At 60.1% G+C, this 23,678-nt stretch carries 21 protein-coding genes; 7 read left to right on the forward strand and 14 right to left on the reverse strand.

What is annotated here, in order from left to right; translation table 11 throughout:
* Positions 1-380: FAD-binding protein (locus AC04P6_RS04420; RefSeq protein WP_475565389.1), on the reverse strand; the 380-nt coding region annotated here is incomplete at its 3' end.
* Positions 381-417: 37 nt separating this feature from the next.
* Positions 418-1,059 (reverse strand): cytochrome c3 family protein, encoded by a 642-nt coding sequence (locus AC04P6_RS04425; RefSeq protein WP_475565390.1) that lies wholly within the window; start codon positions 1,057-1,059, stop codon positions 418-420.
* 253 nt (positions 1,060-1,312) lie between these two features.
* Between AC04P6_RS04425 and AC04P6_RS04430 the strand changes: the two genes are divergently transcribed.
* Positions 1,313-2,239 (forward strand): LysR family transcriptional regulator, encoded by a 927-nt coding sequence (locus tag AC04P6_RS04430; protein WP_475565391.1) that lies wholly within the window; start codon positions 1,313-1,315, stop codon positions 2,237-2,239.
* Between the two features lie 118 nt (positions 2,240-2,357).
* On the opposite strand, the gene ptsP is transcribed toward AC04P6_RS04430, so the two are convergent.
* From ptsP to AC04P6_RS04455, 5 genes are all read right to left on the reverse strand, one after another.
* Complete coding sequence (gene ptsP / locus AC04P6_RS04435) at positions 2,358-4,064, reverse strand: phosphoenolpyruvate--protein phosphotransferase (RefSeq protein WP_475565392.1); 1,707 nt, start codon at positions 4,062-4,064, stop codon at positions 2,358-2,360.
* A complete protein-coding gene (locus tag AC04P6_RS04440) occupies positions 4,064-4,327 on the reverse strand; it encodes an HPr family phosphocarrier protein (protein WP_066664438.1) in 264 nt (87 codons plus the stop codon). The genes ptsP and AC04P6_RS04440 overlap by 1 nt, the downstream gene beginning before the upstream one ends.
* A gap of 3 nt (positions 4,328-4,330) precedes the next feature.
* Positions 4,331-6,262, reverse strand: a complete 1,932-nt coding sequence (locus tag AC04P6_RS04445; protein ID WP_475565393.1) for a PTS fructose transporter subunit IIABC — start codon at positions 6,260-6,262, stop codon at positions 4,331-4,333.
* A gap of 61 nt (positions 6,263-6,323) precedes the next feature.
* Complete coding sequence (locus AC04P6_RS04450) at positions 6,324-7,277, reverse strand: 1-phosphofructokinase family hexose kinase (protein ID WP_475565394.1); 954 nt, start codon at positions 7,275-7,277, stop codon at positions 6,324-6,326.
* 272 nt (positions 7,278-7,549) lie between these two features.
* Positions 7,550-9,745 (reverse strand): EAL domain-containing protein, encoded by a 2,196-nt coding sequence (locus AC04P6_RS04455; protein WP_475565395.1) that lies wholly within the window; start codon positions 9,743-9,745, stop codon positions 7,550-7,552.
* Positions 9,746-10,101: 356 nt separating this feature from the next.
* Between AC04P6_RS04455 and AC04P6_RS04460 the strand changes: the two genes are divergently transcribed.
* From AC04P6_RS04460 to AC04P6_RS04480, 5 genes are all read left to right on the forward strand, one after another.
* Positions 10,102-10,380, forward strand: coding sequence for a hypothetical protein (locus AC04P6_RS04460; protein WP_475565396.1), 279 nt, complete (start codon positions 10,102-10,104; stop codon positions 10,378-10,380).
* 200 nt (positions 10,381-10,580) lie between these two features.
* The gene (locus AC04P6_RS04465; RefSeq protein ID WP_475565397.1) at positions 10,581-12,902 is read left to right on the forward strand and encodes a lectin like domain-containing protein; all 2,322 of its coding nucleotides are present in this window, start codon (positions 10,581-10,583) and stop codon (positions 12,900-12,902) included.
* 383 nt (positions 12,903-13,285) lie between these two features.
* Complete coding sequence (locus tag AC04P6_RS04470; protein ID WP_475565398.1) at positions 13,286-13,849, forward strand: CDP-alcohol phosphatidyltransferase family protein; 564 nt, start codon at positions 13,286-13,288, stop codon at positions 13,847-13,849.
* 324 nt (positions 13,850-14,173) lie between these two features.
* Complete coding sequence (locus tag AC04P6_RS04475) at positions 14,174-15,424, forward strand: ATP-binding protein (protein WP_475565399.1); 1,251 nt, start codon at positions 14,174-14,176, stop codon at positions 15,422-15,424.
* Positions 15,425-15,467: 43 nt separating this feature from the next.
* Positions 15,468-16,394 (forward strand): DUF2971 domain-containing protein, encoded by a 927-nt coding sequence (locus AC04P6_RS04480; protein WP_475565400.1) that lies wholly within the window; start codon positions 15,468-15,470, stop codon positions 16,392-16,394.
* Between the two features lie 78 nt (positions 16,395-16,472).
* Here AC04P6_RS04480 and AC04P6_RS04485 read toward each other — a convergent pair whose 3' ends face one another.
* The 3 genes from AC04P6_RS04485 to AC04P6_RS04495 form a co-directional block, all read right to left on the reverse strand.
* Positions 16,473-17,855, reverse strand: a complete 1,383-nt coding sequence (locus tag AC04P6_RS04485; protein WP_475565401.1) for a B12-binding domain-containing radical SAM protein — start codon at positions 17,853-17,855, stop codon at positions 16,473-16,475.
* 200 nt (positions 17,856-18,055) lie between these two features.
* Complete coding sequence (locus tag AC04P6_RS04490) at positions 18,056-19,189, reverse strand: SLC13 family permease (RefSeq protein WP_475565403.1); 1,134 nt, start codon at positions 19,187-19,189, stop codon at positions 18,056-18,058.
* Positions 19,190-19,311: 122 nt separating this feature from the next.
* Positions 19,312-20,097: an SDR family NAD(P)-dependent oxidoreductase gene (locus AC04P6_RS04495; protein WP_475565404.1), complete on the reverse strand. Its 786-nt coding sequence runs from the start codon at positions 20,095-20,097 to the stop codon at positions 19,312-19,314.
* A 293-nt stretch (positions 20,098-20,390) separates the two neighbouring features.
* On the opposite strand from AC04P6_RS04495, the gene AC04P6_RS04500 reads away from it, so the two are divergent.
* Positions 20,391-20,951 carry an N-acetyltransferase family protein gene (locus AC04P6_RS04500; protein ID WP_475565405.1) on the forward strand — a complete coding sequence of 187 codons (561 nt, stop codon included), beginning with the start codon at positions 20,391-20,393 and terminating at the stop codon, positions 20,949-20,951.
* Positions 20,952-20,955: 4 nt separating this feature from the next.
* Here the strand turns inward: AC04P6_RS04500 and AC04P6_RS04505 are convergent, their stop codons facing one another.
* The 4 genes from AC04P6_RS04505 to AC04P6_RS04520 form a co-directional block, all read right to left on the reverse strand.
* Positions 20,956-22,212, reverse strand: a complete 1,257-nt coding sequence (locus AC04P6_RS04505) for a chloride channel protein (RefSeq protein WP_475565406.1) — start codon at positions 22,210-22,212, stop codon at positions 20,956-20,958.
* 64 nt (positions 22,213-22,276) lie between these two features.
* Positions 22,277-22,684, reverse strand: a complete 408-nt coding sequence (locus AC04P6_RS04510; protein WP_475565407.1) for an ATP-binding protein — start codon at positions 22,682-22,684, stop codon at positions 22,277-22,279.
* A 27-nt stretch (positions 22,685-22,711) separates the two neighbouring features.
* Entirely contained in the window at positions 22,712-23,014 is a 303-nt protein-coding gene (locus AC04P6_RS04515) for an STAS domain-containing protein (protein ID WP_475565408.1), read from the reverse strand.
* A partial coding sequence (locus AC04P6_RS04520; protein WP_475565409.1) for a PP2C family protein-serine/threonine phosphatase occupies positions 22,998-23,678 on the reverse strand: 681 nt, incomplete at its 5' end. The genes AC04P6_RS04520 and AC04P6_RS04515, both read right to left, overlap by 17 nt.

Genomic DNA, 23,678 nt, shown 5'->3' on the forward strand with positions numbered 1-23,678 from the left:
TTGATCTCCTCGTCGTCGACGGTATCGGGCATCTGGAACTTCAGGAAATCGAAAGCCACGTCGGGGTCGGTCGCAATTACGGCGCCACCGCCCGATACGGACGTGTTGCCGCCCTCATCGCCCTCGGGGGCCTTCTCGATGATCAACACGTCAGCACCCGCTTCAGCTGCGGCAATTGCCGCAGAAGCGCCACTTCCGCCATAGCCGACCACGAGAACGTCGGTCTCCTCGTCCCACTTCACAGAAGCAACGTTTGCGCCTCCATTGCCGTTGCCCGCAGAGCAACCCGTAACGGCCAGGGCGCCAAGCGCTATGGCGCTCGCCGAAAGGCCTCCCAGGAACGAACGGCGACTCATCCCTTGTTCGTTTGCGTTTCCCATCTTTTCCTCCTCTTTCCTGAGCGCACTCCCTATGCGCTTATCGGTGATCGTGGCATTCGTAGCAGGACTTGGTCGTTTCGGTATGGTGGCATCCATAGCAGTAGTCCAGCTTTGCCGATTTGCGATGCGACGAATGGCATGTTGAACAGGCAATCGTTTCCCCAGGCACGCTATGCGGGCTCTCCGTGGAACCGTAATTGCTAGAAAACGTGATGCTATGCGGATTGACGGACGTCCCGTCGCCAAACGTCACCTTCTCGCCCGCCTCGACGATGCTCTCGCGCGTATGGCAACCCTCGCGCAGGCAGAATTCGTCATCCGTTTCCATCTTTGCGAGCGGCGTGCGGTAATTGCCGCTTATCTGCGTTTGAAGCTCCTGAAGCTGCGTGGACAATTCCGCTTCATGGCAGTCCAGGCACGTCACTCCCGCCTCGGCGTGATCGTGGACGAGAAAGGCGCTGCTTTCGTAAGTCTCCAAATACGGACCCATGGTGTCGTGGCACACCGCGCCACAGAAACCGGGTTGCTCGTGCCACACGTACGCACCCACGCCCGCAATCGCCACGACAACGGCAACGACGCCCAGTACGATGGGCAAACGCCGTCGCTTCTTGCTTAACTTGGACGCACCCTCGGCTTCTGCCTCGCGCCATCCATCTCCCTGAATCTCCTCTTGCACCTTGGTCTCTCCCCTTTCCGGTATGGTCGGTCCTCATTCGCAAGATGCGCGAACGAGCACCACTCTAGGGAGGGGCGGCGCGTAGGGGAAATAACGATAGCGCCGTCACGCCAGATAAAAGCCGCATACCAAGGCTGCCCGAAACGCAAGGGGCTTTTCGTTTTCGTCATAGCTCCCATGACGAAAACGAAAGCGCCGCCGTCGCTGACGCAGAGACGTGATATCTTGTCAGCTACATGGGAGGGGTACGGATATGGACACTGAACTGTTCGTCGAATTCGGCATGGTTGCCAAGCATGGCAACCTCTCCGAAGCCGCAAAGGAGCTCAACCTTACGCAATCGGCTCTCAGCCGGCATCTCAACAGCCTCGAGCAATACGCGGGCACGCCGCTTTTCGATCGCTCGACTAACCCCATGCGCATCACGCGCGCGGGCGAATTGTTTCTCGAACGCAGCTCAATCATCACGGGCGAAGTGACGAAGCTGGAGTCGCTCATGAAAAGCGTACGCTACAAGGAGTTCCATAATTTCAATGTCTGCGGCCTCATGACGGCGCCCATCGCAACCGCCCTCCGGGCAAGCAAGCGCAGATTCGAAGGCGAATGGCCCCTCAACGTGGTCAAGTTCACGCAGCCCCAATATCAAACGCCCTTCGAGATGCTACGCGAAGAAAGCATGCACGTGGCCGTGGAGCCCATCTCGAGCATGATAGATACGCACGGCCTTCAATCTCAGCATCTTCTGTACGAGAACACGTACATCGTCGTCGAAAACGATAATCCACTCGCTACGCGCGACCATCTCTTCATCCACGACACCGACTCGATTCGGTTCACGTCACCGCGCACCAATCGAGATCATGCGGCGCGCAAGCACTTGCAAACCCTCTGCCTCAAGAACAGCACGCACTGCGGCATACCCAAGACCATAACGATCTCCAACGTGGAAACCCTCGATGAGCTCTTCCTCTGCGGAACCGACGGACAAGCCATAATGCTGCCGGAAAGCCTTGCGAAAAGATATGCGGGCAGCGACACGTCGTATACGGCCATTCCCTTCGAAGACGAAAGCGCCGCGTACGACTTCCACCTGTTCTATGCCGAAAACCCCACTCCCGAAGTTGCCCGATTCGTGGAAATCGCCCTCGAGGAAGCTTCGCTTTCCGGAAGCACCGAATAACCAGACAGGAACTTGCTGCGCCCATTCGGAATTGCGAAGGCAACGAACCCAGGCAATACAAAAGGGTTCGCGTGGCGCAATGCCATGCGAACCCTTTGAAGGCAATTGGGTGCAGCGGCTATCGAGCCGATTCCCTCAGCAGGTCGTAGACCTCGGTGGCGGTCTTCAGCTGCATGGCCTTTTCAGCCAACGCGCATGCGTCTTCCTTGCTCCACAGAGAAATGCTCTTGCGCGTGGCAAGTACGCTGGTGCCGGAAACGGAGTACTCGCCCAGGCCAAAGGCAATCCACAGGGGAACGAGCAACGGGTCGGCAGCGGCTTCGCCGCACATACCCACCTGGATGCCAGCGGCGTTGCCGCACTCGATCACGCGGCGAATGCTGCGCAGCACAGCGGGATTGCACGCGGAATACAGGTAGCGCACCTTGTCGTTGCCGCGATCGGCACACATCGTGTACCCGGTAAGGTCATTCGTGCCGATGCTGAAGAAGTCGGCCTCCTGCGCAAGCAAGTCGGCAACCAGCGCGGCGGCGGGCGTCTCGATCATCACGCCCACCTGGATGTTCGCGTCGTACGCAACGCCCTCGGCATCGAGCTCGGCCTTGCAGCGGGCCACGAGCTCCTTCACGGCCACAATCTCGTCGACGCAGGTCACGAACGGCACCATGATGCGCACCTTGCCAAACGCGCTCGCACGCAAGATGGCGCGCAGCTGGCTGCGATACATATCCTCGCGCGCCAGGCAGTAGCGAATGGCGCGGAACCCCATGAACGGGTTATCCTCACGCTCGAGCCCCAGGTAGCCAATCTCCTTGTCGCCGCCCACATCGAGCGTGCGCACGATAACCGGCTTGTCCTTGCACACGATGGCGACCTTCTTGTACGCCTCGAACTGCTGCTCCTCGGTGGGCATGGCGGTCGCGTCCATGAACAGGAACTCGGTGCGGAACAGGCCAATGCCCTCGGCGTCGCGATCCATGGCTTGCGCAGCATCATCAGGCTTGCCGATGTTGGCGAACAGCTCGAACGTCTCGCCCGAGGCCGCAGCCGTGGGCTGCCCCACGAGCTTGGCCAGCTCGGCGCGCTCGGCAGCAAATCGCTCCTGCTCGGCACGGGCCGCAGCCAGCTCCTCCTGGGAAGGCGACACCGCCACGGTGCCCTGGTTGCCATCTACGACAACCTGCATGCCGCTAGCCAACTGGCCGCATACGCTGGGCACGGAAAGCACGGCGGGAATCTCCATAGCGCGTGCCAGGATGGCGGAATGGCTGGTAAGGCCACCGGTTTCGGTAACGAAGCCCACCACGGAACCCGGGCGAATGCCCGCCGTCATGGAAGGCGTGAGGTCGTGCGTGACCACCACGCTACCCGCGGGAAGCGTGCCCAGGTCGACGGGGCGCTGGCCCAGCAGCTCGGCGAGCACGCCGGTCTTCACGTCGCGCACGTCGGTAGCGCGCTGCATGGTAAGCTCGTCGCCCGTGGCTTCGAACATCCCCGCGAACATGTCGCAAATCTGCACGAGCGCATCCTCGGCGCACGAGCCGCCGTCGACCAGCTTCACCATCTCGCCCTGCATGTACGGGTCGTTGATCATCGCCACATGGCCGGAAAGAATCTCGGCCTCCTTGGCGCCCACCGACTCGCGCACGGCTTCGGCCTGCGCGTTCGTGTACTCGATATAGCTGGAGATGGCGGCCTTCAGGCGCTCGGCCTCGGCCGCCGCATCCTCGACGGCGCGGCTGGCATACTCGAGCGAAGGCTCCTCGACCACCACAACGGTGCCGATACCAATGCCCGCGCTAGCCGCGATTCCCTTCAGTTCCATTAGTCGCCCATTCCTGACGCGATGAAGTCGACGATGGCGCGACCGGCGGCCTCCTCTTCGGGGCCCTCGGCGCGAATCTCGATTTCCTCGCCGCACTTGATGCCGGCGGCCATCATGGCCATCAGGCTGTTACCGGGGATTTCGTTGCCGTCACGCACGATGGTGACGGTGGCGTCATGCTTGCCCACCTCGGCTACGATGAGGCTGGCGGGGCGCATATGAAAACCCTGGGGATTGACGAGGGTGACTTTCTCGGAAAACATGTCCTATCCTTCCTTCGAGACCTTTTTCTTCAGGATACGCAGCATGACAGCACCCACGACGGCGCCCACCACAAGGGCGACTAGGTACATGGGCCAGTTGCCAACTACGGCAAATACGAAGATACCACCATGCGGGGCCATGAGCGTGCATCCACACGCCATCGAGATGGCGCCGGCGGTTGCGGAGCCCACGACGCACGCGGGAATCACGCGCAGCGGGTCGGCAGCGGCATAGGGAATCGCGCCTTCGGTAATGAACGACAGGCCCATGATGTAATTCACAGGAGCGCTCTTGAGCTCGGTCTCGGTCCAGCGGTCCTTGAAGAACGTGCAGGCCAGAGCAATGGCCAGCGGCGGAACCATACCACCGATCATGACGGCGGCCATCATGTCGTAGTCGCCGTTGGCAATGGCGGCGGTGCCGAACAGGTACGCGGCCTTGTTGATCGGGCCGCCCATGTCGATGGCCATCATGCCGCCCAGCAGGATGCCCAGCAGGATCTTGGCGTTGCCCATGCTGTTCAGGAAGTCGCTAATGGCCTGGTTGATGATGATCATCACGGGGTTCACGGCGCACATGAACAGGCCGATGAACGCAAGGCCGATAAGCGGGAAGATCAGAACGGGCTTCATGCCGTCAAGCGCCTGCGGAATGTGCTCGCAGACGCCCTCGATCCACTTCATGAAGTAGCCGCCCACGAAGCCAGCGAGCAGCGCACCCAGGAAGCCGGCGGAAACGGCCGTGCCCGCAGGCTCGGCGAAGGTGCAGCCGGCGGCGGCCATGGCGCCACCCACGAAGCCTACCAGCAGGCCGGGGCGGTCGGCGATCGAACGGCCGATATAGCCAGCCAGGATGGCCAGCATGAAGTTGAAGCTGATGCCGCCGATGCCCTTGAACCAGGCAGCAACGGGCGTGGCGGTACCGAAGGAGCCATCCTGCGGCGCGCCCATGATGGTGTCGATGAGGAACGCGAGTGCGATAAAGATACCGCCGGCAACCACGAAGGGCAGCATGTGGGAAACGCCCTCCATGAGGTGCTTGTACACGCGGCGGCCAGCGCTTTCGCCTTCCACCTGCTCAGAGGCGGATGCAGCCGCACCGGAATGATGGTACACGGGAGCCTCGCCGTTCAGCACCTTGTTGATGAGCTCCTCGGGCTTGTTGATGCCGTCGGCAACCTTGGTGATGTACACGGGCTTGCCATCGAAGCGCGCCATGCTGACGTTCTTGTCGGCAGCCACGATGATGCCGTCGCACGCCTCGATTTCCTCGGCGCTGAGCACGTTCTTCGCGCCACCCGAGCCGTTCGTCTCGACCTTGATGGAAACGCCCATCTTCTTGGCCTGCTGCTCCAGCGCCTCGGCGGCCATGTACGTATGAGCGATGCCCGTGGGGCACGCCGTAACACCCAGCACGCGAATGCGCTGGCTAGCCTCGTCTTCCACCACCACGGGAGCGGCGGCTTCGGCGTCGCCGAACTTCTCGCGCTCTTTCTGGTCGATGAGCTGCAGGAATTCCTGCGCGCTACCAGCGCCCTGCAGCGCCTCGCGGAAGGGAATGTCCATGAGCATCGTCATCAGGCGGCTGAGCACTTCCAGGTGCACCTCGCCGTCGGAAGGCGCAGCGATCATGAAGATCAGCGTGGAAGCCTTGCCGTCGGGAGCCTCGTAGTCCACGCCAGCAGGCACGGTGATGGCCGCAAGCGCGGGCTTGGCAACGGCGTCGGTCTTCGCGTGCGGAATGGCCATGCCCTCGCCGATGGCGGTGGTGCCGTTCGCCTCGCGCGCCAGGATGGCCTCGCGATACGCCTCGACGTCGTTCAGGTTACCGGCCGCTTCGTGCAGGCCGATCAACTTGTCAATCGCATCTTGCTTCGATGCGGCCGACACGCCGAGCTCGATGGCTTCGGGCGCCAGCAAATCGATGATTCTCATGGACGGAGTCTCCTTTCTCATAAGAATCCATGCCGCATCAAGCGCTGCGGCGGCGCTAAAACTATGACTCAAGCCGCGCGAGCAGCTCTTTCACCAATTCGGCAGGTGCAAGGCCAGCGGAAAACGCGGTCGCGCTCCCGCACGCCTGGGCCAGCTTGTACGCCTTGTCGTAGACGGCGGTTTCGGGAAGCCCCGCCTCGGTTCCGCGCAGGTAGCCCTCCACGAAGCCAGCCACGGTGCTGTCGCCTGCGCCTACGCTGTTCACCAGCTCGCCCACGATGACCGGCGCCGACTGCAGGCGCCCCGTGGCGTCCAGCAGCAAGCTGCCATGGCCGCCGCGGCTTACCAGCACGTTCTGCGCGCCGCGCTCCTGCAGCATGCGCGCGCCCTGCGCCAGCGCGTCCGCGTCCAGCGGGTCGCAACCCGTAATTTCCGCGAGCTCCTCGTCGTTGGGCTTCACCAGAAACGGACGGAACGGCAGCGAGCGCATGAGGATGTCCTCGGTGGCATCCACCACCACGCGAACGTCGCGGCCGGAAAGCTCCTGCATGACGCGGGCGTAGATGTCCTTGGGGGTGCCCTTGGGAATGCCGCCGGAAAGAATGACGAAATCGCCCGCTTGCACACTTGCGAGCTGGGCGAAGAACTGGTTCATCGAGGCATCGTCGATGGCGGGACCCGCGGCGTTCACGGCCGTTTCCACGTCGTCGCCCGTAGGCGCGACGGTGCCCTTCAGCTTGGCATTAATGCGCGTGTTGCCTGCGGGAAGGTGGATGAAGCCGGTGGGAATGCCGTCTTCCTGCAGCGCGGCTTCCAGTGCGGCGCCAGTCCAACCAGCTACGAAGCCCCAAGCCGTGCTGGTGCGCCCCAAGTGGGCCAACACGTACGAGACGTTCACGCCTTTGCCACCAAAGAAGAATTCCTGGGAAATCGCCCGGTTGATACGACCGAAAGCAAGGTCGTTCACGCTCATTACGCAATCGATAGCCGGATTGAACGTAATCGTGTAAATCACGTTGACACCTTTCCCCCGGGTAAACCCCTGGTCCATCATACGAACAAAACCGTTTAAAGTCTACGGCTTCAGTCCCATTTGAGTTGCTGCCCCAACCCCCTCGTGGGCCTAACGGCGAGCGCTCCTGCAGCGCACCTCGCCCGCGCGTACGCGAAATAGGCCGAAGGTATACTACCAGCGACCTCACCCGAATGTAACCAGCTAGGGCCACCTATCACATTTACAATACGATTACCGTGGTCCGTCGGCGAGCGGCGCATACCCCGCCGCCACTAGCTCAACGCCTCGAATTCGCTTGCTCGCATGGGCTTGTAGAACAGGAACCCTTGCATCTCGATGCAGCCCTGCTCCGACAAATACTCCGCCTGAACAGGAGTCTCGACGCCCTCGGCGATGAGGTTCATGCCCAGCGAGCGCACCATCTTGATGATGTGGCTCACGATGATGCGGCCCTTTTCGGGATCGCCCGTCTCGGTAAGGAAGTGCAAATCGAGCTTGATGCGGTCGACGGGCACTTCCTTCAACATGTTCAGCGACGAATAGCCACTGCCGAAATCGTCCATCTCCACCGTGAAGCCGAACTCGCGCAGCTTCGCCGTGGTACGGATGAGCAGCGCCGGGTCGTCCATATAGGCCGTTTCCGTGATCTCGATGCGCAGCTGCCCAGGGTCGAGGCCGTACTTCTGCGCGAGCGAGAAGAACTGCCCGGGAATGTTGCGCCCGCCCTGGATGTCGCAACGCGCCAAATTCACCGACACCGATACGCGCTTGCCCTGTTCGTCCCAATGCTTCAAGTCGCGGCACACCTGCTCCCACACGAAGCAGTCGAGCTCGTACACCAGGCCCGATTCCTCCAGCACGGGAATGAATTCGGCGGGACTCAGCCAGCCCAGCTCGGAATGGTTCCAGCGACACAGCGCCTCAACGCCCACGATTTCGCGCGTCTCGTAATTTATCTGCGGCTGGTACCACACCTGCAGCTCGCCCGATTGGATGGCCACGCCCAGATGCCCGTTGATCTCGGCGCTGCGGCGGCCCTTCTGCCACTGGTCGGAGTTGTAGAACTCGTATCCATCCTTGCCCATGGCACGGGCGCGCTCCTCGGCCACACGCGCGCAGTCGAGCATGTGGTCGACGTCGATATGCTTGTAATCCTCGGGCGTGAGCACGTACACGCCACTACACAGCTGCACGCCGTTATCCACCTTGCCCCTATCGATGAAGTAGCTGCGCACCGCCGAGAGAATTTCCTCCTCATCACGGAAGATGACGTCATCGGCTTCCGTGCGACGCAGCACGGCGAAGCGGTCGCCCTCGATGCGGCCCATGGCCTCCACATCGGAAAGCGTAGCCATCGTTCGTTCGGCCCAGAAGCGCAGCAGCTCGTCGCCGGCGGCCATTCCCAGGCTATCGTTGATGTACTTGAAGTTCTTCACGTTGTTGTACGACATGAGGTAGGGCACATCGGGGTTTTCCTCCAGCAGGCGCCGCACGTGCTTGCGGAAGCCCTCGAGGCTGTACACGCCGGTGAGCGGGTCGTGGTCGATCAGACGGCGCACCTGCTCTTCCTGCTTCATGCGCAGCGTGCGGCGACGTTGCGAGGCAATTACCACCAGAGCCAGGAACAGCAGCGCCACCAGCAAGATCATGGGGCCATACTGGTAGATGTAGTCGAATAGGTCGTAGCGGTACAGGCGACGCGTGGTGTAATCAAGCACAATGGCCTGGCGTTTCGCGTCGGTAAGGGTGGCGATGCCCTCGTTCATGCGTTCCACCAGCTCGCGTCCCCGAGGCGTGTCGACGGCACCCGCACGGAAGTCCATGCTGAACATCGTGGAGGGCTGCACGGTTAGGTCGGAATACGCGGGCTTCTGCAACACGTAGCTCCACACGTACGAGTTATGCAGCAGGGCGTTCACCTCACCCGCACGCAGGGCATTCACGCTGGCATCCATCGATTCGAACAGCTCGATTTCGATGCCAGGGTACAGCTCCTTCACCGTTTCGGCCACGCCGCTTTGCGATTGCAGCATGCCCACGCGAATGGTTTCCAGCGCCGGCAGAGAACGATTGCCTTCCGTTACCAGAGTGAACGGCGTTTGAATTAAGTTCTCGGTAACCACGATTGACTGGCCCTGCGCGCTCTTGATCGCACTGCCAAAGGGCAAAATCATGTCATACTCGCTGTTATCGAGCGCCTCTTTCAGGTTGTCTTCCGTGATGGGCTTGAATTCCAGCACGAGGCCCGCTTCCTGAGCGGCAGCGTTCATAAGGTCGACGCCGATGCCGGTGGGCTGGGCACGCTGAGCGTCCCAATAGAACAGCGGGGTACGGTCGATGGGTACGCCAACGGTTACAACGTCGCTGGTAGCAGCGCTGGTTTGCGCGGGCGTGGCGGCGCAGAACAGCAGCGCGGCGATGGCCACGAGAAACGCCAAAAGCAATTTGGAGATTCGAGCCCCTGCCATAGCCACCACCCCAACGCATGCCGCACAACCCCTATGCGTCTATTCTACGTCCATCGCCACGCGAAAGCGTTTTTGGCACATATCTGATACCAATATGGTACGTAAAGATACGAACGTGTGTTTTCGCAGGTAGAGCGCGTGCGCGGCAGACGTTGACGGCAAGAAGGCTGGCTGAAGCAAGCATCTCCAACACGTGCGTCGGCGCGCCGACGCATTGGAAAGCACGCAAGCGATGCAGCGTGGAGGAACCTCGAGCTGCTCGTATCGTTACCGTGAAGATGCGGGCGGCAGGTGGACGCGCGTTCCGCCTGGGCTTATACCGTTTTAGGTTCACGATAACGGTAGGAGCGAAACACATGTCCGCAGTTCTGGAAGCAATCATGCTCGTATGCTTTGGCCTTTCCTGGCCCATCAACGCCATGAAGGCGTGGAAGTCGGAGACGGCGGCAGGCACTTCGTGGATGTTCCTGGCGCTCATCACGCTGGGCTACGTGGCGGGCATCGCTGCGAAATTCGTGGGCGGCACCGTTAACTGGGTGCTCATCGTGTACTTCATCAACCTGGCGGCCCTTGCCGCGAACTGGATCATCTTCGCGCGCAACAAGGCGCTCGACGCGCAGAAGGCACAGGCGTAAACGAGCCACCAGCCCGCTGTACGCCGGCCCGCATTTGCCCACGTCGCCCGCTACGACTTGGAAACAAACGCCAAATAACGCCCATCACCCCCAACCGCCCCCATAGCGGCACGTATACTTCGCTCATGTGGGGGCATTCCTATCAATCACGTTGCCGGCACGAAACGTGCTTCCTGCAAGGACGACGGAATGGAGGGCTTATGAAACGTAACCCGAAGTGGAAACGATCGGTCGTTTCCGTCATCGCATCTGTAGCGATGACATTCTCGCTGGCCTTCGCGCCAGGCGTCGCTAGCGCATTCGCCGCACCAAGCAGCGCGCAGGCCAACGACGTACCGGCTTGGGCAATTGACGACGGGCAAGACGCATCGAGCGAACTTACCGCCCAAGCTTCGCTGCCAACCACGTACGACCTGCGTAGCGACGATCTCGTCACTCCCGTCAAGCTGCAGAATCCCTGGCAAAACTGCTGGGCCTTCGGCGGCATCGCAGCCGCTGAAACCTCTGTCCTCTCTTCGTACGGCTCAACCTACACGTCTTCGGGACTCGACCTTTCCGAAAAGCATCTCACCTGGTTCTCGCTGCATCCAGTAACGGAAGTCGTTGACTCGACCCAGGTGGGCGAAGGCTTGCACCTCTTCAGCGACGCCGACACCGCGGCATACGATGCGGGCGGCTTGCCCATTTACATCACCACGCTCTTCTCCCAGGGCGTAGGCCCCCTGCCAGAATCGGCGTTCCCCTTCCAGGGCGCCGCGGGGATTGCCACGGACGAATACTACGAAGCACATCCCGATGTACTTGCCGCAGATACCAAGAGCCAGCTCGAGACGCTCGCCAAATCCATGGGAATGACGTACGACGAATTCATGGCAGCACAGTCGGCGTCCACGGGAAAGACCGTAGACGAACTGTTCGATTCGTTCGTTACCCGCATGCTCGAAATATCCAAGGTAGATAGGACCTATTCGAAGTACGACGACTGGACCATCCCCGAAACCAATAGCGAAGGACAGTCCAACCGACTCCTTACCTCGGGGCTCCTCTTGAAAAACGGCAACATCATGCCCGACTACTGGACCAATTACGAAACGAGGACAACGCCCAACGAATCAGCACTGACCGCCATTAAGCAAGAGCTGCTGAACGGACGCGGCGTCAGCCTCGTATATTGCGCAGACCAGAGCGGAACCTACACCATGAGCGATGGCGTGCACGGCTCGATGTACAACCAGTACACCTACGACATCCTGAACCCCACTCATGCCGTATGCATCGTGGGCTGGGATGATTCCTACTCCAAAGACAATTTCAAGACCGCAGCACCCGGCGATGGCGCATGGATCATCAAGAACAGCTGGGGCTCAACCGCCGACGCCTCGCCCGACGGATTCAATCACCACGAATACGGCCTCTTGAACGACGAAGGCGAGTACACGGGATACTTCTACCTGTCGTACTACGACAAGACGGTCGTTCAGGCGGAAACGATGGAGTTCTCGACCAATCTCGCCTCCACGAACGGCTTCTACACCATGCAGCATGACTACATGCCAGCCGTCAGGGACTTCTACAATACACCCGATTCATCGAGCGTGGTAAGCTCCGCGAACGTGTTCGAGGAAGTCGATCCGCTCGTCCTCAAGAGCGTGTCCACGCGCACCTCGCAGGAAAACATGCGCGTGACGTTTGCGGTATACCTGCTGAACGACAACGCGCAAGACCCCACTGATGGCGAGCTGGTTGCGCGCACCTCGACCAACTTCCTATACGCTGGATTCCACCGCATCGACCTAGACCGGACCATCACCATTCCCGCTGGCACCAAGTTCTCGGTCGTTGCCACGTCCTCCCGCCTGAACGACAGCGGGCAGCGCATCTACAACGCATCGGCCAACAAGGGCATGTCGAAGCAGGCCGCCCAGGAACAGGGCGCGGCGGCTTGGAGCGAAGCCGTCGTGAACAAGGGCGAAAGCTACCTGTATGCCGAGGGGGCATGGCAAGACTGGAGCGATTACCTGGAAGCGACTTCCGCCGAAATCGGTGGCGCGCCCGTCGATAACTTCTCGATCAAGGCATATGCCGAGGCGGCTCCCGTCGATTCCACAACCGAAATGTACCGCCTGTACAACCCCAACAGCGGCGAGCACTTCTACACTGCCAGCGAAGTTGAGCGCGACGGCCTCGTCGATCTTGGGTGGCAGTACGAAGGCGTTGGCTGGACCGCACCGATTTCCAGCATCGTACCCGTATATCGCCTGTACAACCCCAATGGCGGCGACCATCACTACACGATGAGCGAAGAGGAAATGACTGGCCTCGTGAAGCTTGGATGGACCTACGAGGGTGTAGGCTGGTATAGCGACCCCGAAGAGGGAACGCCCCTGTACCGCCAGTACAATCCCAATGCAACCTCCGGTGCCCACAACTACACCACCAGCAAGGAAGAGAACGATTCGCTCGTTGCCCTTGGCTGGAAGGCCGAAGGAATTGGCTGGTACGGGCTGAAGGCTACCTCCTAGTAGCGCCGCATTCCGTTAGCAAGCGTTTAGCCAGACGAAATCCCCCGGCAGAGAGCCACATCCTGCCGGGGGATTTTTGCGTTGCAACCCATTCAACACCACCAGCTGTGGACATCGCCGCATCTCAACCACAACCCCTAGATTGGCAACAATTGGGAAACAATTACTTTCATTTATGAAGTACCCTACATATTGTTGCCTCAAAGGAGGTAACATTGCACATGTTGTGAGCATTCGTTTCAAGTGCCGTCGGTAGCGGCATAACCGATGCAACGGCGGCTGAATGGAGGGTTTCATGGGGAAACATTCCAGCTGGAAACGTTCGTCCACGGCAATCGCACTCCAAACGCAGCACGCCACGGATCGCGCGGAAGGCGGCGCGTATGGCCTGGAATAGCGTTCCGGGTTACGCCCGCACCAACATCTTCGCCACCCCGCGGGTGGCAACGCTGGCCAACACCGTCACCCTTGGGCGCATCGCGCTCAGCGTTGCGCTGCTCATGCAAACGGCGTTTTCGCCCCTCTTCCTTGTGCTGCTGGCACTAGCCGGCGCAACCGACATCATCGACGGCCCCATCGCGCGCATGACGGGCACCGAAAGCGACTTCGGCGCGAAGCTCGATAGCGCAGCTGATTTCACGCTGGTCATGGCGTGTCTGGTGAAGGTCTTCCCCGCTGTCGATATTCCGCTGTGGCTGCTCATCTGGGCAGGCACCCTCATGATTCTGAAGCTGGCAAACATAGCCAGTGGCATCATGATGTACCGCCATTTGGCCACGCCGCATACCACTGCGAACAAGATGGCGGGCTTGGCGGCATTCGTTGTGCCGTTCCTCATTCCCATTATGGGCGTGGCGCTACCTGCCATCCCCGCCTGCATCGTGGCGACGTTCGCCGTGATCCAGGAAGGACGCTACATTCGCCTAGGAGTTGGCGACTGGAGATAGCGCGCCCACGGGCTTACAAGCTTAGGTGACTAGCGGCCGTCTGGGAGGGGCGGCCGCTTCGCGTTTTACCCCTTCGGATTCATTCCGCGTTTGCCTATGGCTTTCTCGGCCCTGCATTCCACCGTTGTAACCGCATGCACAACGCAAGCCCCTTTTGCACACCATTCATGCAACGGAAGTGCAACGCAGATGATTGCGTTGCATGAACGGATGCAACGCAAGGCGATTTTTCGTCGGTTCGGTGCAACGCAAATGCAACGCAGACGCTTGCGTTGCATTTGCGTTGCAAACGGTCTAGAATAATCGCAATGAAAGGAGCATCTGATGCGCGAAACCGCCACGCTTGAATTCAAATCGCAACTAAGCAAAACTTTTCTGAAAACCGTGAGCGCATATGCGAACTTTCACGATGGAGCGATTCTCTTCGGCGTGGCAGACGATGGCACGCCCATTGGTCTCAGCAACGCTCGGGAAACGTGCCTTGCAATCGAAAACGCTATCAACGACAACATCGCACCTCTTCCCCGCTTTGCCATCGAAATAGACGAAGTAAAGCAAACTATCAGGCTCGATGTATTCGAAGGACCCGGCAAGCCGTACCTCTACCGTGGAAAGGCCTATCGGCGCAGCGACAGCGCCACCGTCGAGGTCGACCGCGTCGAACTCAACCGCCTAACGCTCGAAGGGGAGAATCGCACGTTCGAGGAACTCCCCTCACCCGAACAAGACCTCACTTTCAACACGCTTACCGCCGCCATGCGCAAGTCGATCGGCATCGAAGAATTCAACAATGACATACTGAAGACGCTCGGCCTTCTTAGCAAAGACGGCTTCAATAGAGCAGCCGCCCTGCTAGCCGACGAGAACTCATACCCCGGCATCGACATCGTGAAATTCGGCGCTTCCATCAACGAGATGCTCGATCGAACCACGGTGGAGCGCGTGTCTATCCTATCCCAGCTAAACGCAGCCATGGACATGTATGACAGCTACCTGCGCATCGAGCGCATCGAAGGCGCAACCCGCAACACGCTGGCGCTCGTACCGCACGAGGCATTCCGCGAGGCCGTTGCCAACGCGCTCGTGCATCGCACGTGGGACGTAAATGCGCGCGTGCGCGTGAGCCTCTACGCCGACCGCGTAGAAGTATCCTCCCCTGGCGGGCTGCCCGCCGGCCTTAGCGAGAAGGAATATCTTGAGGGCCGCGCATCGGTGCTTCGAAATCCCATTCTGGCCGAGACTTTCTTCCGCCTGAATCTTATCGAGAAGTTTGGCACGGGCGTACGCCGCATCAAGGAATCCTATCGCGGCAGGCTCGAATCGCCCGCATTCGAAGTCACCAGCAACTCCATTACGGTAACGCTGCCCATCATCGGCTCGAACGAAGGATTCACCGATGGCGAAGGCACCCTGCTCGACGCCATGTCCATCGGCCGCAAATACACACGCGCCGACCTGGAAAAGGCTACCGGGTTCGATAAATCCAAAACGCTACGCCTGCTTAACGCGCTAGTGAAGCGCAATCTGGTAATCACCCAAGGCGCGAACCGCAGTCGCCGTTACTACAGGATGTAAAACTCACTCAGACACTCCCGCTCAACAATCGAATAGCCGATTAATGGCTACTGGAGAGAGAACAATGCCCACACAGAACCACAACAACAGGCCGTCAAGGCTCGAAGAACGCTTTACATTCCTTCAGCAGAGCCGGGATACGGAAGCAGCTGAAGCTGCGTACCGAGCAATTATCACCGACCTCGACGCAATCGTTAATCGCCGCGGCGGAAGCCTTCAACACTACGTAAGTAGAAAGCGCGCGAACCAAATACTGAAAGACAAAAGAGTATTTCTGACAGATGGAACAAACTGGAACGACGTTAATGATAGCGAAAACTTCAACCATCCCTCCTTATCCGAAAAGCGTTTCGGTTTATGCCTTTCAGGTGGGAAGACCGAAAGCATCGCAATGTGGATGCTTTACGGCGGGGTTGACGGTAATGGCGTAATGTTCAGCTTCAGCAAAAAAATGCTCAGCGAGGCAATTAGCAATACGGAAGAATTCAATTACGGATCATTCGAAAACGGCAACTTTGTGTCTTTGGGACATCTCAAGAAAAGCGAAATCCGATTTGACTTCATGGATATGCTCTATTTGACCAGACAAGAAACCGACGGCAATTTCTATCTAAAAAGAGGTTTGGGCGACAACAAACGCATCTTTCCTAAAACCGGAAACTTCGATGCTCCACTTTTGAAGACGCTAACTAAACATGCAGCCTGGTCATACGAAAAAGAAGTTCGCCTAGTTGCGTACATCAACAAAAGCCTTTTGGGCGATAACCCCGACAACATAACGGCAATCATGCTCCCGCTGCCACTGGACAACGCGCCCAACAACGGATTGGGATACAAAGTGTTCGATTCTCCTGTATCGGACGGCAAAGGCGGTCATCAGCGCAGCGCCCTGTACGATACAGTTAAATGGAAACTATGTTCGCCAGTCGAACATAAGGACTGCCCCCTCTATCGGGCACCAACCCAATAGCACCCCACATCGTTCCGAAGCGCGCCCAGCAATCATTACGAATCGCAGTCGCCGTTACTACAGGATGTAGTGCGGCGCCTACCCGCGCGCATCCATTTTGCGCAGGTAGGGTAGCTCCTTGCGCAAGTCGTGCCGCCTGCATGCCTGCCAGAAGAACTCGCCCACGAAAAGCAGGCGCTCGATGCCGCGCTTGTGCACTAACGCGCTCGCCAGGCGCGGAAGCGAATACACGCGTGCGCTCGCATGGATGATTTCCTCCTGCAGCTGCGCGGCCGACATCTGCGCGGGCCTATGCACCACCGAACCAACGCAGCGGTCCCAACGCGCCTTCTCCAGCAGCGAGCCCTTATGCTCGTCGTACGACACCGTGCCGGGAATGAAATACATCGACTGCACCAGAATGCCCTCGATATTGTGGCTCATCACGAAGTCGGCCAGCTTATCGCCCACGCCGGGAGCATGATTCTCGGTGCCCACGATAAACAAGCCGCGCACGCGCAGGCCATGCGCCTGGATGTTCGCAATCGAACGCTCGATTTCGCGGCGCGTGCTCTTCTTCCCGTACGCCTCGAACGACTCGTCGTCCAGAAACTCGATGCCCATGGCCAACTCGGAGAAGCCGGCTTCGCGCAGCAAGTCGAGCATTTCGTCGTCGAAGCCCACTTCATAGCGCGCCTGCACCGTGAAGTTGTAGTCGATGTCGCTTTCAATGATGGCCTTCAGCACCGAAATCGCCCAGGTGCGGTTAACGAAGAAGTTGTCGTCGGTGATCCAGAGCATCTTCGCGAGTCGATGGTGGTTCCCATCGAAGAACTCGATTGCGCGCCGGATTTCCGCAACCACCGACTCGGGCGGTCTCGTACGCACCGTGCGCCCAAACGCCGCCACCAAGCCGCAGTACGAGCAGTTATGCGGGCATCCGCGCGACGCATGCACCTGGGGCCATATCGTATTGTGACCGGCCATCTTCTGGTAGTTGTACAGCAGCTCGTAAGCGGGAGCGTTGTCGATGTCGTGCGGAATTTCGCTTGGCAGGCCCACGAGTTCGCCGTCGCGCAATGCGACGGCGCCAGGCACCTTCCCCACCGGGTCTTCCCCGCGCTCGATGCACGCCAACAGGGGCAACAGCGACTCGTCGCCCTCACCGCGCATGACGATGTCGCAGTGCGACGCGGCCTCCTCGGGCGCCAACGTGGCATGTAGCCCGCCAATAATCACCGTGGCGTTGCTTTCCCTTTGAAGGCGTTTGGTCATTTCGTACGCACGCGGTGCGGCAAACGAGAATGCGCTGATGCACACCACGTCGGCATCGAGCACGTCATCCCACATTACCTTCGAAATCGACTCGCTGTAGCAGAACACGTCATCATATTGCCGGTGCGCAATTCCCGCCAGAATGAGCATGCCGTTGGACGGAGCGCGGATGTAGCGCTCGTACACCAGAAGATTCAATGGATGCACTTTATAAGGCCTGTTCCCAGGCTCGAGAAAACGAATTTTCATCGGATACCCCTCTTGGTTCCTCGCACAAACAACTCGCTCGCAAACCAAGCGAAATCATCCGGTCCCTACTCCAGCTGAACAGGATAAACAACCAGCCCCGTTCGCACAAGCGAAACGCGCGAACGCGTTATTCCGCCACCCAGCCCAGCTAGGACGCGCTACCCTACCAGCGCGTACGCGACCACCAGGCACGCCAGAAACGCGGCGTTCGCCACCAGGAACGGAGCCATGAACTCGCGCGTTGTCGACCCGGGAACCATGCGAAACGCACGCAGGGCGATCAAGCTAGCAAGCGACGCAACAGGCGTGCCCAAGCCTCCCAAGTCGACGCCCAGAAGCAGCGCATGCCAGTCACTCGTAAAATGCGAAAGCAGCACCGCCGAGGGCACGTTGCTGATAACCTGGCTGGCAAGCAGCGACGTCACAAACGGCGCCTGCCCTGCCACCTGCGTAAGCGCATCATACACAGCGGGAATGCGCGCCATATTGCCCGAGAAAACGAAGAAGCACACGAACGTTGCCAGCAGCGACCAATCAACCCGTGCAAGCACCGCCCTATCGACTGCCAGCACCGCAAGCGCCACCGCAACCAGCACGACCTGCCAGGGAATGAGGCGCACCATCGACAGCACGCCAAGCGCAAACAGCGCCAGATAGAACGCGCACATCGCACGCTCGCGAGCGGGGGATTCGCCGCACGCACCCGCAAGTGATGCATCGGCGTGCGGCAGCGCCTCTTTCGGCCAGAACGCGCAGCGAACCGCAAGCAGCGCAAACGCAAGCGCGCAGTACGGCCCCACAATGCGTACGAATTCCCAAAACCCCACGTCGTACGTAAGATAGATGAACAGATTCTGCGGGTTGCCAAACGGCGTGAGCATACTGCCCAGGTTAGCCGACACGGCCTGGGCAACTGCCACGTAGACGATGTCACGTCGACGATTGGCCATAAGCAGCGCCGTTACCGTAAGAGGCACGAACGCGAGAAGCGCCACATCATTGGTAACGAGCATCGACGCGAAAAATGGCGCGAACACGAGCGCAGCGTATAGCCCGCGCACCGACGACGCGCGTTCGATCAGTCGCCGTGCCACGCGCGCGAGCACGCCATGCGCCACGAACCCGGCCACCGCCGTCATAAGGCAGAAAAGCAGCGCGATAACGCGCACATCGATGGAGCTCGCCATATCCGCCCACGTTGGGCGCGCAATAACGCTTGTCACGAGCGCAGCAAGCGCTGCAACGCATAGCATCGCATGGTTATGCATGAGTGTTCGAATACGGTTCATCATAGCCCGCTAGTATAGACGCAATGCCGCCCTCACCACTCGCACGCACGCAATCGCCGCACGCAAAAAAGGGCTCGCGCCGTAAGGCGCGAGCCCGCGTGCGATTTGCGGTCGCTTGCTGCTTGCTATACAGCCGTGTAGCCGCCGTCGACGGCGATCATCTGGCCGGTGACATAGCTGGCCTCCTCGGAGCCCAGGAAGATGGCCGCGGCGTTCAGTTCGCCCGACTGGCCATAGCGCTGCATGGGCACCGTGCTCTTCGCGAAATTCTGGAAGTACTCGGTGTCGAGCGTCTCGGTGGTAAGCTCGGTGTAGAAATAACCAGGGCAAATGGCGTTCACGGTAACGCCCTGCGGAGCAAGCTCGGCAGCAGCGCCGCGCGTGAAGTTCACAACGGCACCCTTGGAAGCATGGTATGCAATCGTGGGGATGGCGGTGTTGCCCACCAGGCCGTAGATCGATGCGATGTTGATGATGCGGCCGTACGTCTGCTTGCCAGCTTCGATGTTGTTAACCATGTAGCCGCCGACCTTCTTGCACATCGTGAAGATGGACGTGAGGTCGAGGTTCATCGTGAAGTCCCAGTCGCCGCGGTCGAAGTCGACGAGCTTCGTGCCCGTGCCCTTCTCGCCGCCAGCGGAATTCACCAGGACCTCGATGCGGCCGAACTTCTCATCGGCAGCCGCCAGGGCAGCATCGATGGAAGCCTCGTCGGTGACGTCGCAGGCAACGGGAAGCACCTCGATGCCATACTTTTCGGAGAACTCCTTCGCGCTCGCCTCAAGTCGCTCAACGCGACGAGCGAGGAGAACAAGATTGGCACCTTGCTGCGCATAACCTTCGGCCATTTGCTTGCCCAGCCCCGAGGACGCGCCGGTAACCGCTACTACTTTGCCGGAAAAATCGAACATGGATAACCTCTTCTCTTCTTATCCGAACAAAAGATAGGGTGACTCGATCTAACCCCAAATCGAGTCGATAAGCTTGAGTATAGGCACGGGGCGAACTAATTAAGTCGTCAGTTAACCCATTGTTAATAAAGCGACCCCATTCCAGGGGCGAGCGTTGTCGGTAAACGGGTGAAAGGCATATCGGGCCGTGCGCGACGCCCCGCTAACAGCCTCGCGAACCGCAAAACATTCACGCGAGCAGTCACGCGCAGGAGTGGGATAATCATCCGCAAAACACTTGGGGAGGAGCCTCCATGACTGGGAACACGAACCTTGCGATCCGAGAAGCGACGCCCGCCGACGCACCGGCGCTCGCGGCGATTTACGCACCCTACGTGCGTGAAACGGCAATCACCTTCGAAACGGAACCTCCCAGCGCGGAAGAATTCGCGCAGCGCATCGCGCACACGCTCGAACGCTACCCCTACCTGGTTGCCGAACGCAACGGCAAGCCCGTTGGCTACGCATACGCAGGCCCATTGGGCGAGCGCGCAGCATACGCGTGGTCGGTGGAGATGTCGATCTACATTGCGCCCGAAGGCCAGGGGCTGGGCGCGGGACGCGCGCTCTACGAGCGCTTGGAAGGCGAGCTGGCGCGCATGGGCATCACGAACCTCTACGCATGCATCGCCACCGCGCAAGACGGAAGCACCCTGGTGAACGAGGGAAGCGTGAAGTTCCACGGCCGCATGGGCTTCCGCCTGGCTGGCGAATTCAAGAATTGCGCGAGCAAGTTCGGCCGCTGGTTCGACGTCATGTGGATGGAAAAGGCCATCGCGCCCCACCCCGAGCACCCCAACCCGGTGAGCTTCTAGCGCCTCACCTCGCGCGGCGGCAGGAAGGCAAGCTGGAAAGGGAATACACATTGCCATACAGGCTAGCGCGATAGGTGCAGGCGAAGGCAATTACGGACGCGCCAATCACCCAGGGCGCCCCGGCAAGACCCAGCAGCTCGAAGCCCAGCAAGCATGCGGCAACGGGGCAATTCGCGGCAGCGGTTAGCCCCGCCACGATACCCACCACGGCTCCAAACGACGGGTCGACACCCAGCAGCATGGCCACCCAGCATCCGCATGTGGCGCCGATGCACATCGTGGGCATGATTTCCCCACCCTTGAACCCGTGAATGAGCAGGAACGCCGTAAAGACGAGCTTTCCCAGGAAATACGGCGTGGCCACCGTGCCCGCCAGCGCCGCCGAAACGTAATTCATACCCGTACCCGAAAGCGCCGAGGCATCGGACACCGCAAGCAGCAGCACGGCCGCCATCACGCCGCCCGCCACGGGCGCCAGCCACGGAGGCGACACGAGCGACGACACCACAGCCTTCCCGCGCGTGACCACAAGGCAGAACGCGGCACCCGCAGCAACGCACGCAAGCACCACCAGCAGGTACTGCGGCACCTGCGAAACGCTGGGCACAATGGCGCCCACCACGGGGTTCAGGCCATTCACGCCGAACGCACGCGTGCACAGCGAACCAAACACGGCCGCTGCCACGATGCCCACGTACTCGCGCACGCGGCAGTCGAACCCGCGCATGAGCTCGATGGCGAACGCGGCGGATGCAAGGGGCATCCCCAGCAGCACGGCCAAGGCGGACGACATCCCGCACGTGGCTATGAACGCGAGATGCCGGGTTTTCACGTGAAACAACCGGTGAATGAAGGTCGCCGCCGACATGCTCATCTGCAGCGCACCAGCCTCTTTCCCCACCGAGCCGCCGCACAGGATGGTGATGCACGTGCCCAGGAAGATCATGGGAACCAACGCGGGTGGCACCTCGTCGGCCGCGCAGGGCTCCTCGCCCGCAACGGCGCTGGCCGTAGCACGGCGCACCGACTCGATGGCCGAGCCCGTGGCCATGCCAAAGGGGATATTCAGAAGCAGGTAATACAAGTACGTGGCCAGACCCACCGCAGGCAGCAGGATGGCCACGTGGTCGACGTGCGTAAAGATCCAGAAAGCGCCATCGACGGCAAGCGAGAAAAGCAGGGCGAGCGCGACGCACGCGCAGACGGTTACCACCAGGGCAACCCCATACGCAACGCATTCCCTTATCGGGGCTTTCGCCATACACTCGCCTCTGATTCGTGCCAAAGCGCTTCATCGGCGTCGCGGCGCAGGGCCGCAGGCGCGGTTACAGGTTCTTCAAAATAGTGAGCGTGTTCTTGCCGTTCTCGTACGCATACGACACGTCGTCCATCATCTTCTTCACCAGAAGGATGCCCAGGCCGCCCTCGCGCTCCATCAGGGCTTCGGGAGACGTGTCGGCCTCTTCGGCCGCAAGCGGGTCGAAGGGCACGCCACCGTCGAGGAACTGCAGGATCACGCGCAGCGGATCCTCGCGAACTTCGCAGCGCACCTCGATGTCATCGTCATCGTTCAGCTCGGCATAGCTGACGATGTTGCAGAGGATTTCCTCTATCGCCACTTCGATCTGGTAGATAGCCTTCGGCGGGCAGTCGTGCTGCCCTAGCTGCTCCACCACGAATTCGGTGACGGGATTGGGGCTTTCATCGGTAGGGGGAACAGTGATGCTTTTCATATCAGACAGCCTTTCCCACTCGTTTGCCTATTCGAAATTAAGAATCGCGGCAAATCCCGTTAGTTCAAACACATCCATGACATCGGGCTGCGTGTTGCGCAGCGTAAGCGTGCCGCCATTGGCGCGCACGAGCGCATTCAGGCGCTTCAGCGCACGCAGGCCCGCGCTTGCCATATAATCCAGCTCGCTCATCTCGAGCACGATGTTGGGAGCCGAGGCAGCTGCCTCGGCGAACACCGCCTCCGCCTCCTTGGCGGCCTTCACATCCAGGCGCCCCACGAGCTTCAGCTCGTTGGTGTCGCCCGTAAGCGTATTAGTTATCTCTATCATTCAGCGAACTCCTTTCGGAACCTTCCTTACCAATGTAGCGCAGTCCGAGCATGGTTATATCGTCAAACTGCGGGGCATCCTTCACGAATTCGGCGACGCGCGCGCGAACTTGGGGCAACAGCGCCTCGGGACTAGCTTCCTGCGCGCCATTCAACGCGTCGAGCAGGCGGTCTTCGCCAAACAGCTCATCCTCCGCGTCGGTTGCCTCGGTCACGCCGTCGGTGTACTGCATAATCGCATCGCCCGGCTTCAGCGTGATGGTATGCGTGCGGAAGTGGTACTTTTCCGGCAGCGACTCGTACTCGTCGCGGTCGAATACGGCAAGAGCCACGGCGCGGTTCGGCTTGGGAGGCAGCTCCCATTTGCCATCGCGAAACACCGCGAGCTTCTCGTGGCCAGCGTCGGCGTACGTCAGCTTGCCGGTGGAAATCTCGAGCACGCCCACCCAGGCGGTGGTGAACATGTCGTCGTCATTCTTTTCCGAAAGGTCGGCGTTAGCGTAGCGCAGCACGCCCGCAGGCGAAAGGCCGGAAAGCGCTTCCATCTTCAGCACCGTCTTCGACTGCATCATGAACAGAGCGGCGGGCACGCCCTTGCCGCTCACGTCGGCCACCACCATGGCCAAGTGATCGTTGTCGATGAGGAAGAAGTCGTAGAAGTCGCC

The organism is Denitrobacterium sp. (genome assembly GCF_056180635.1).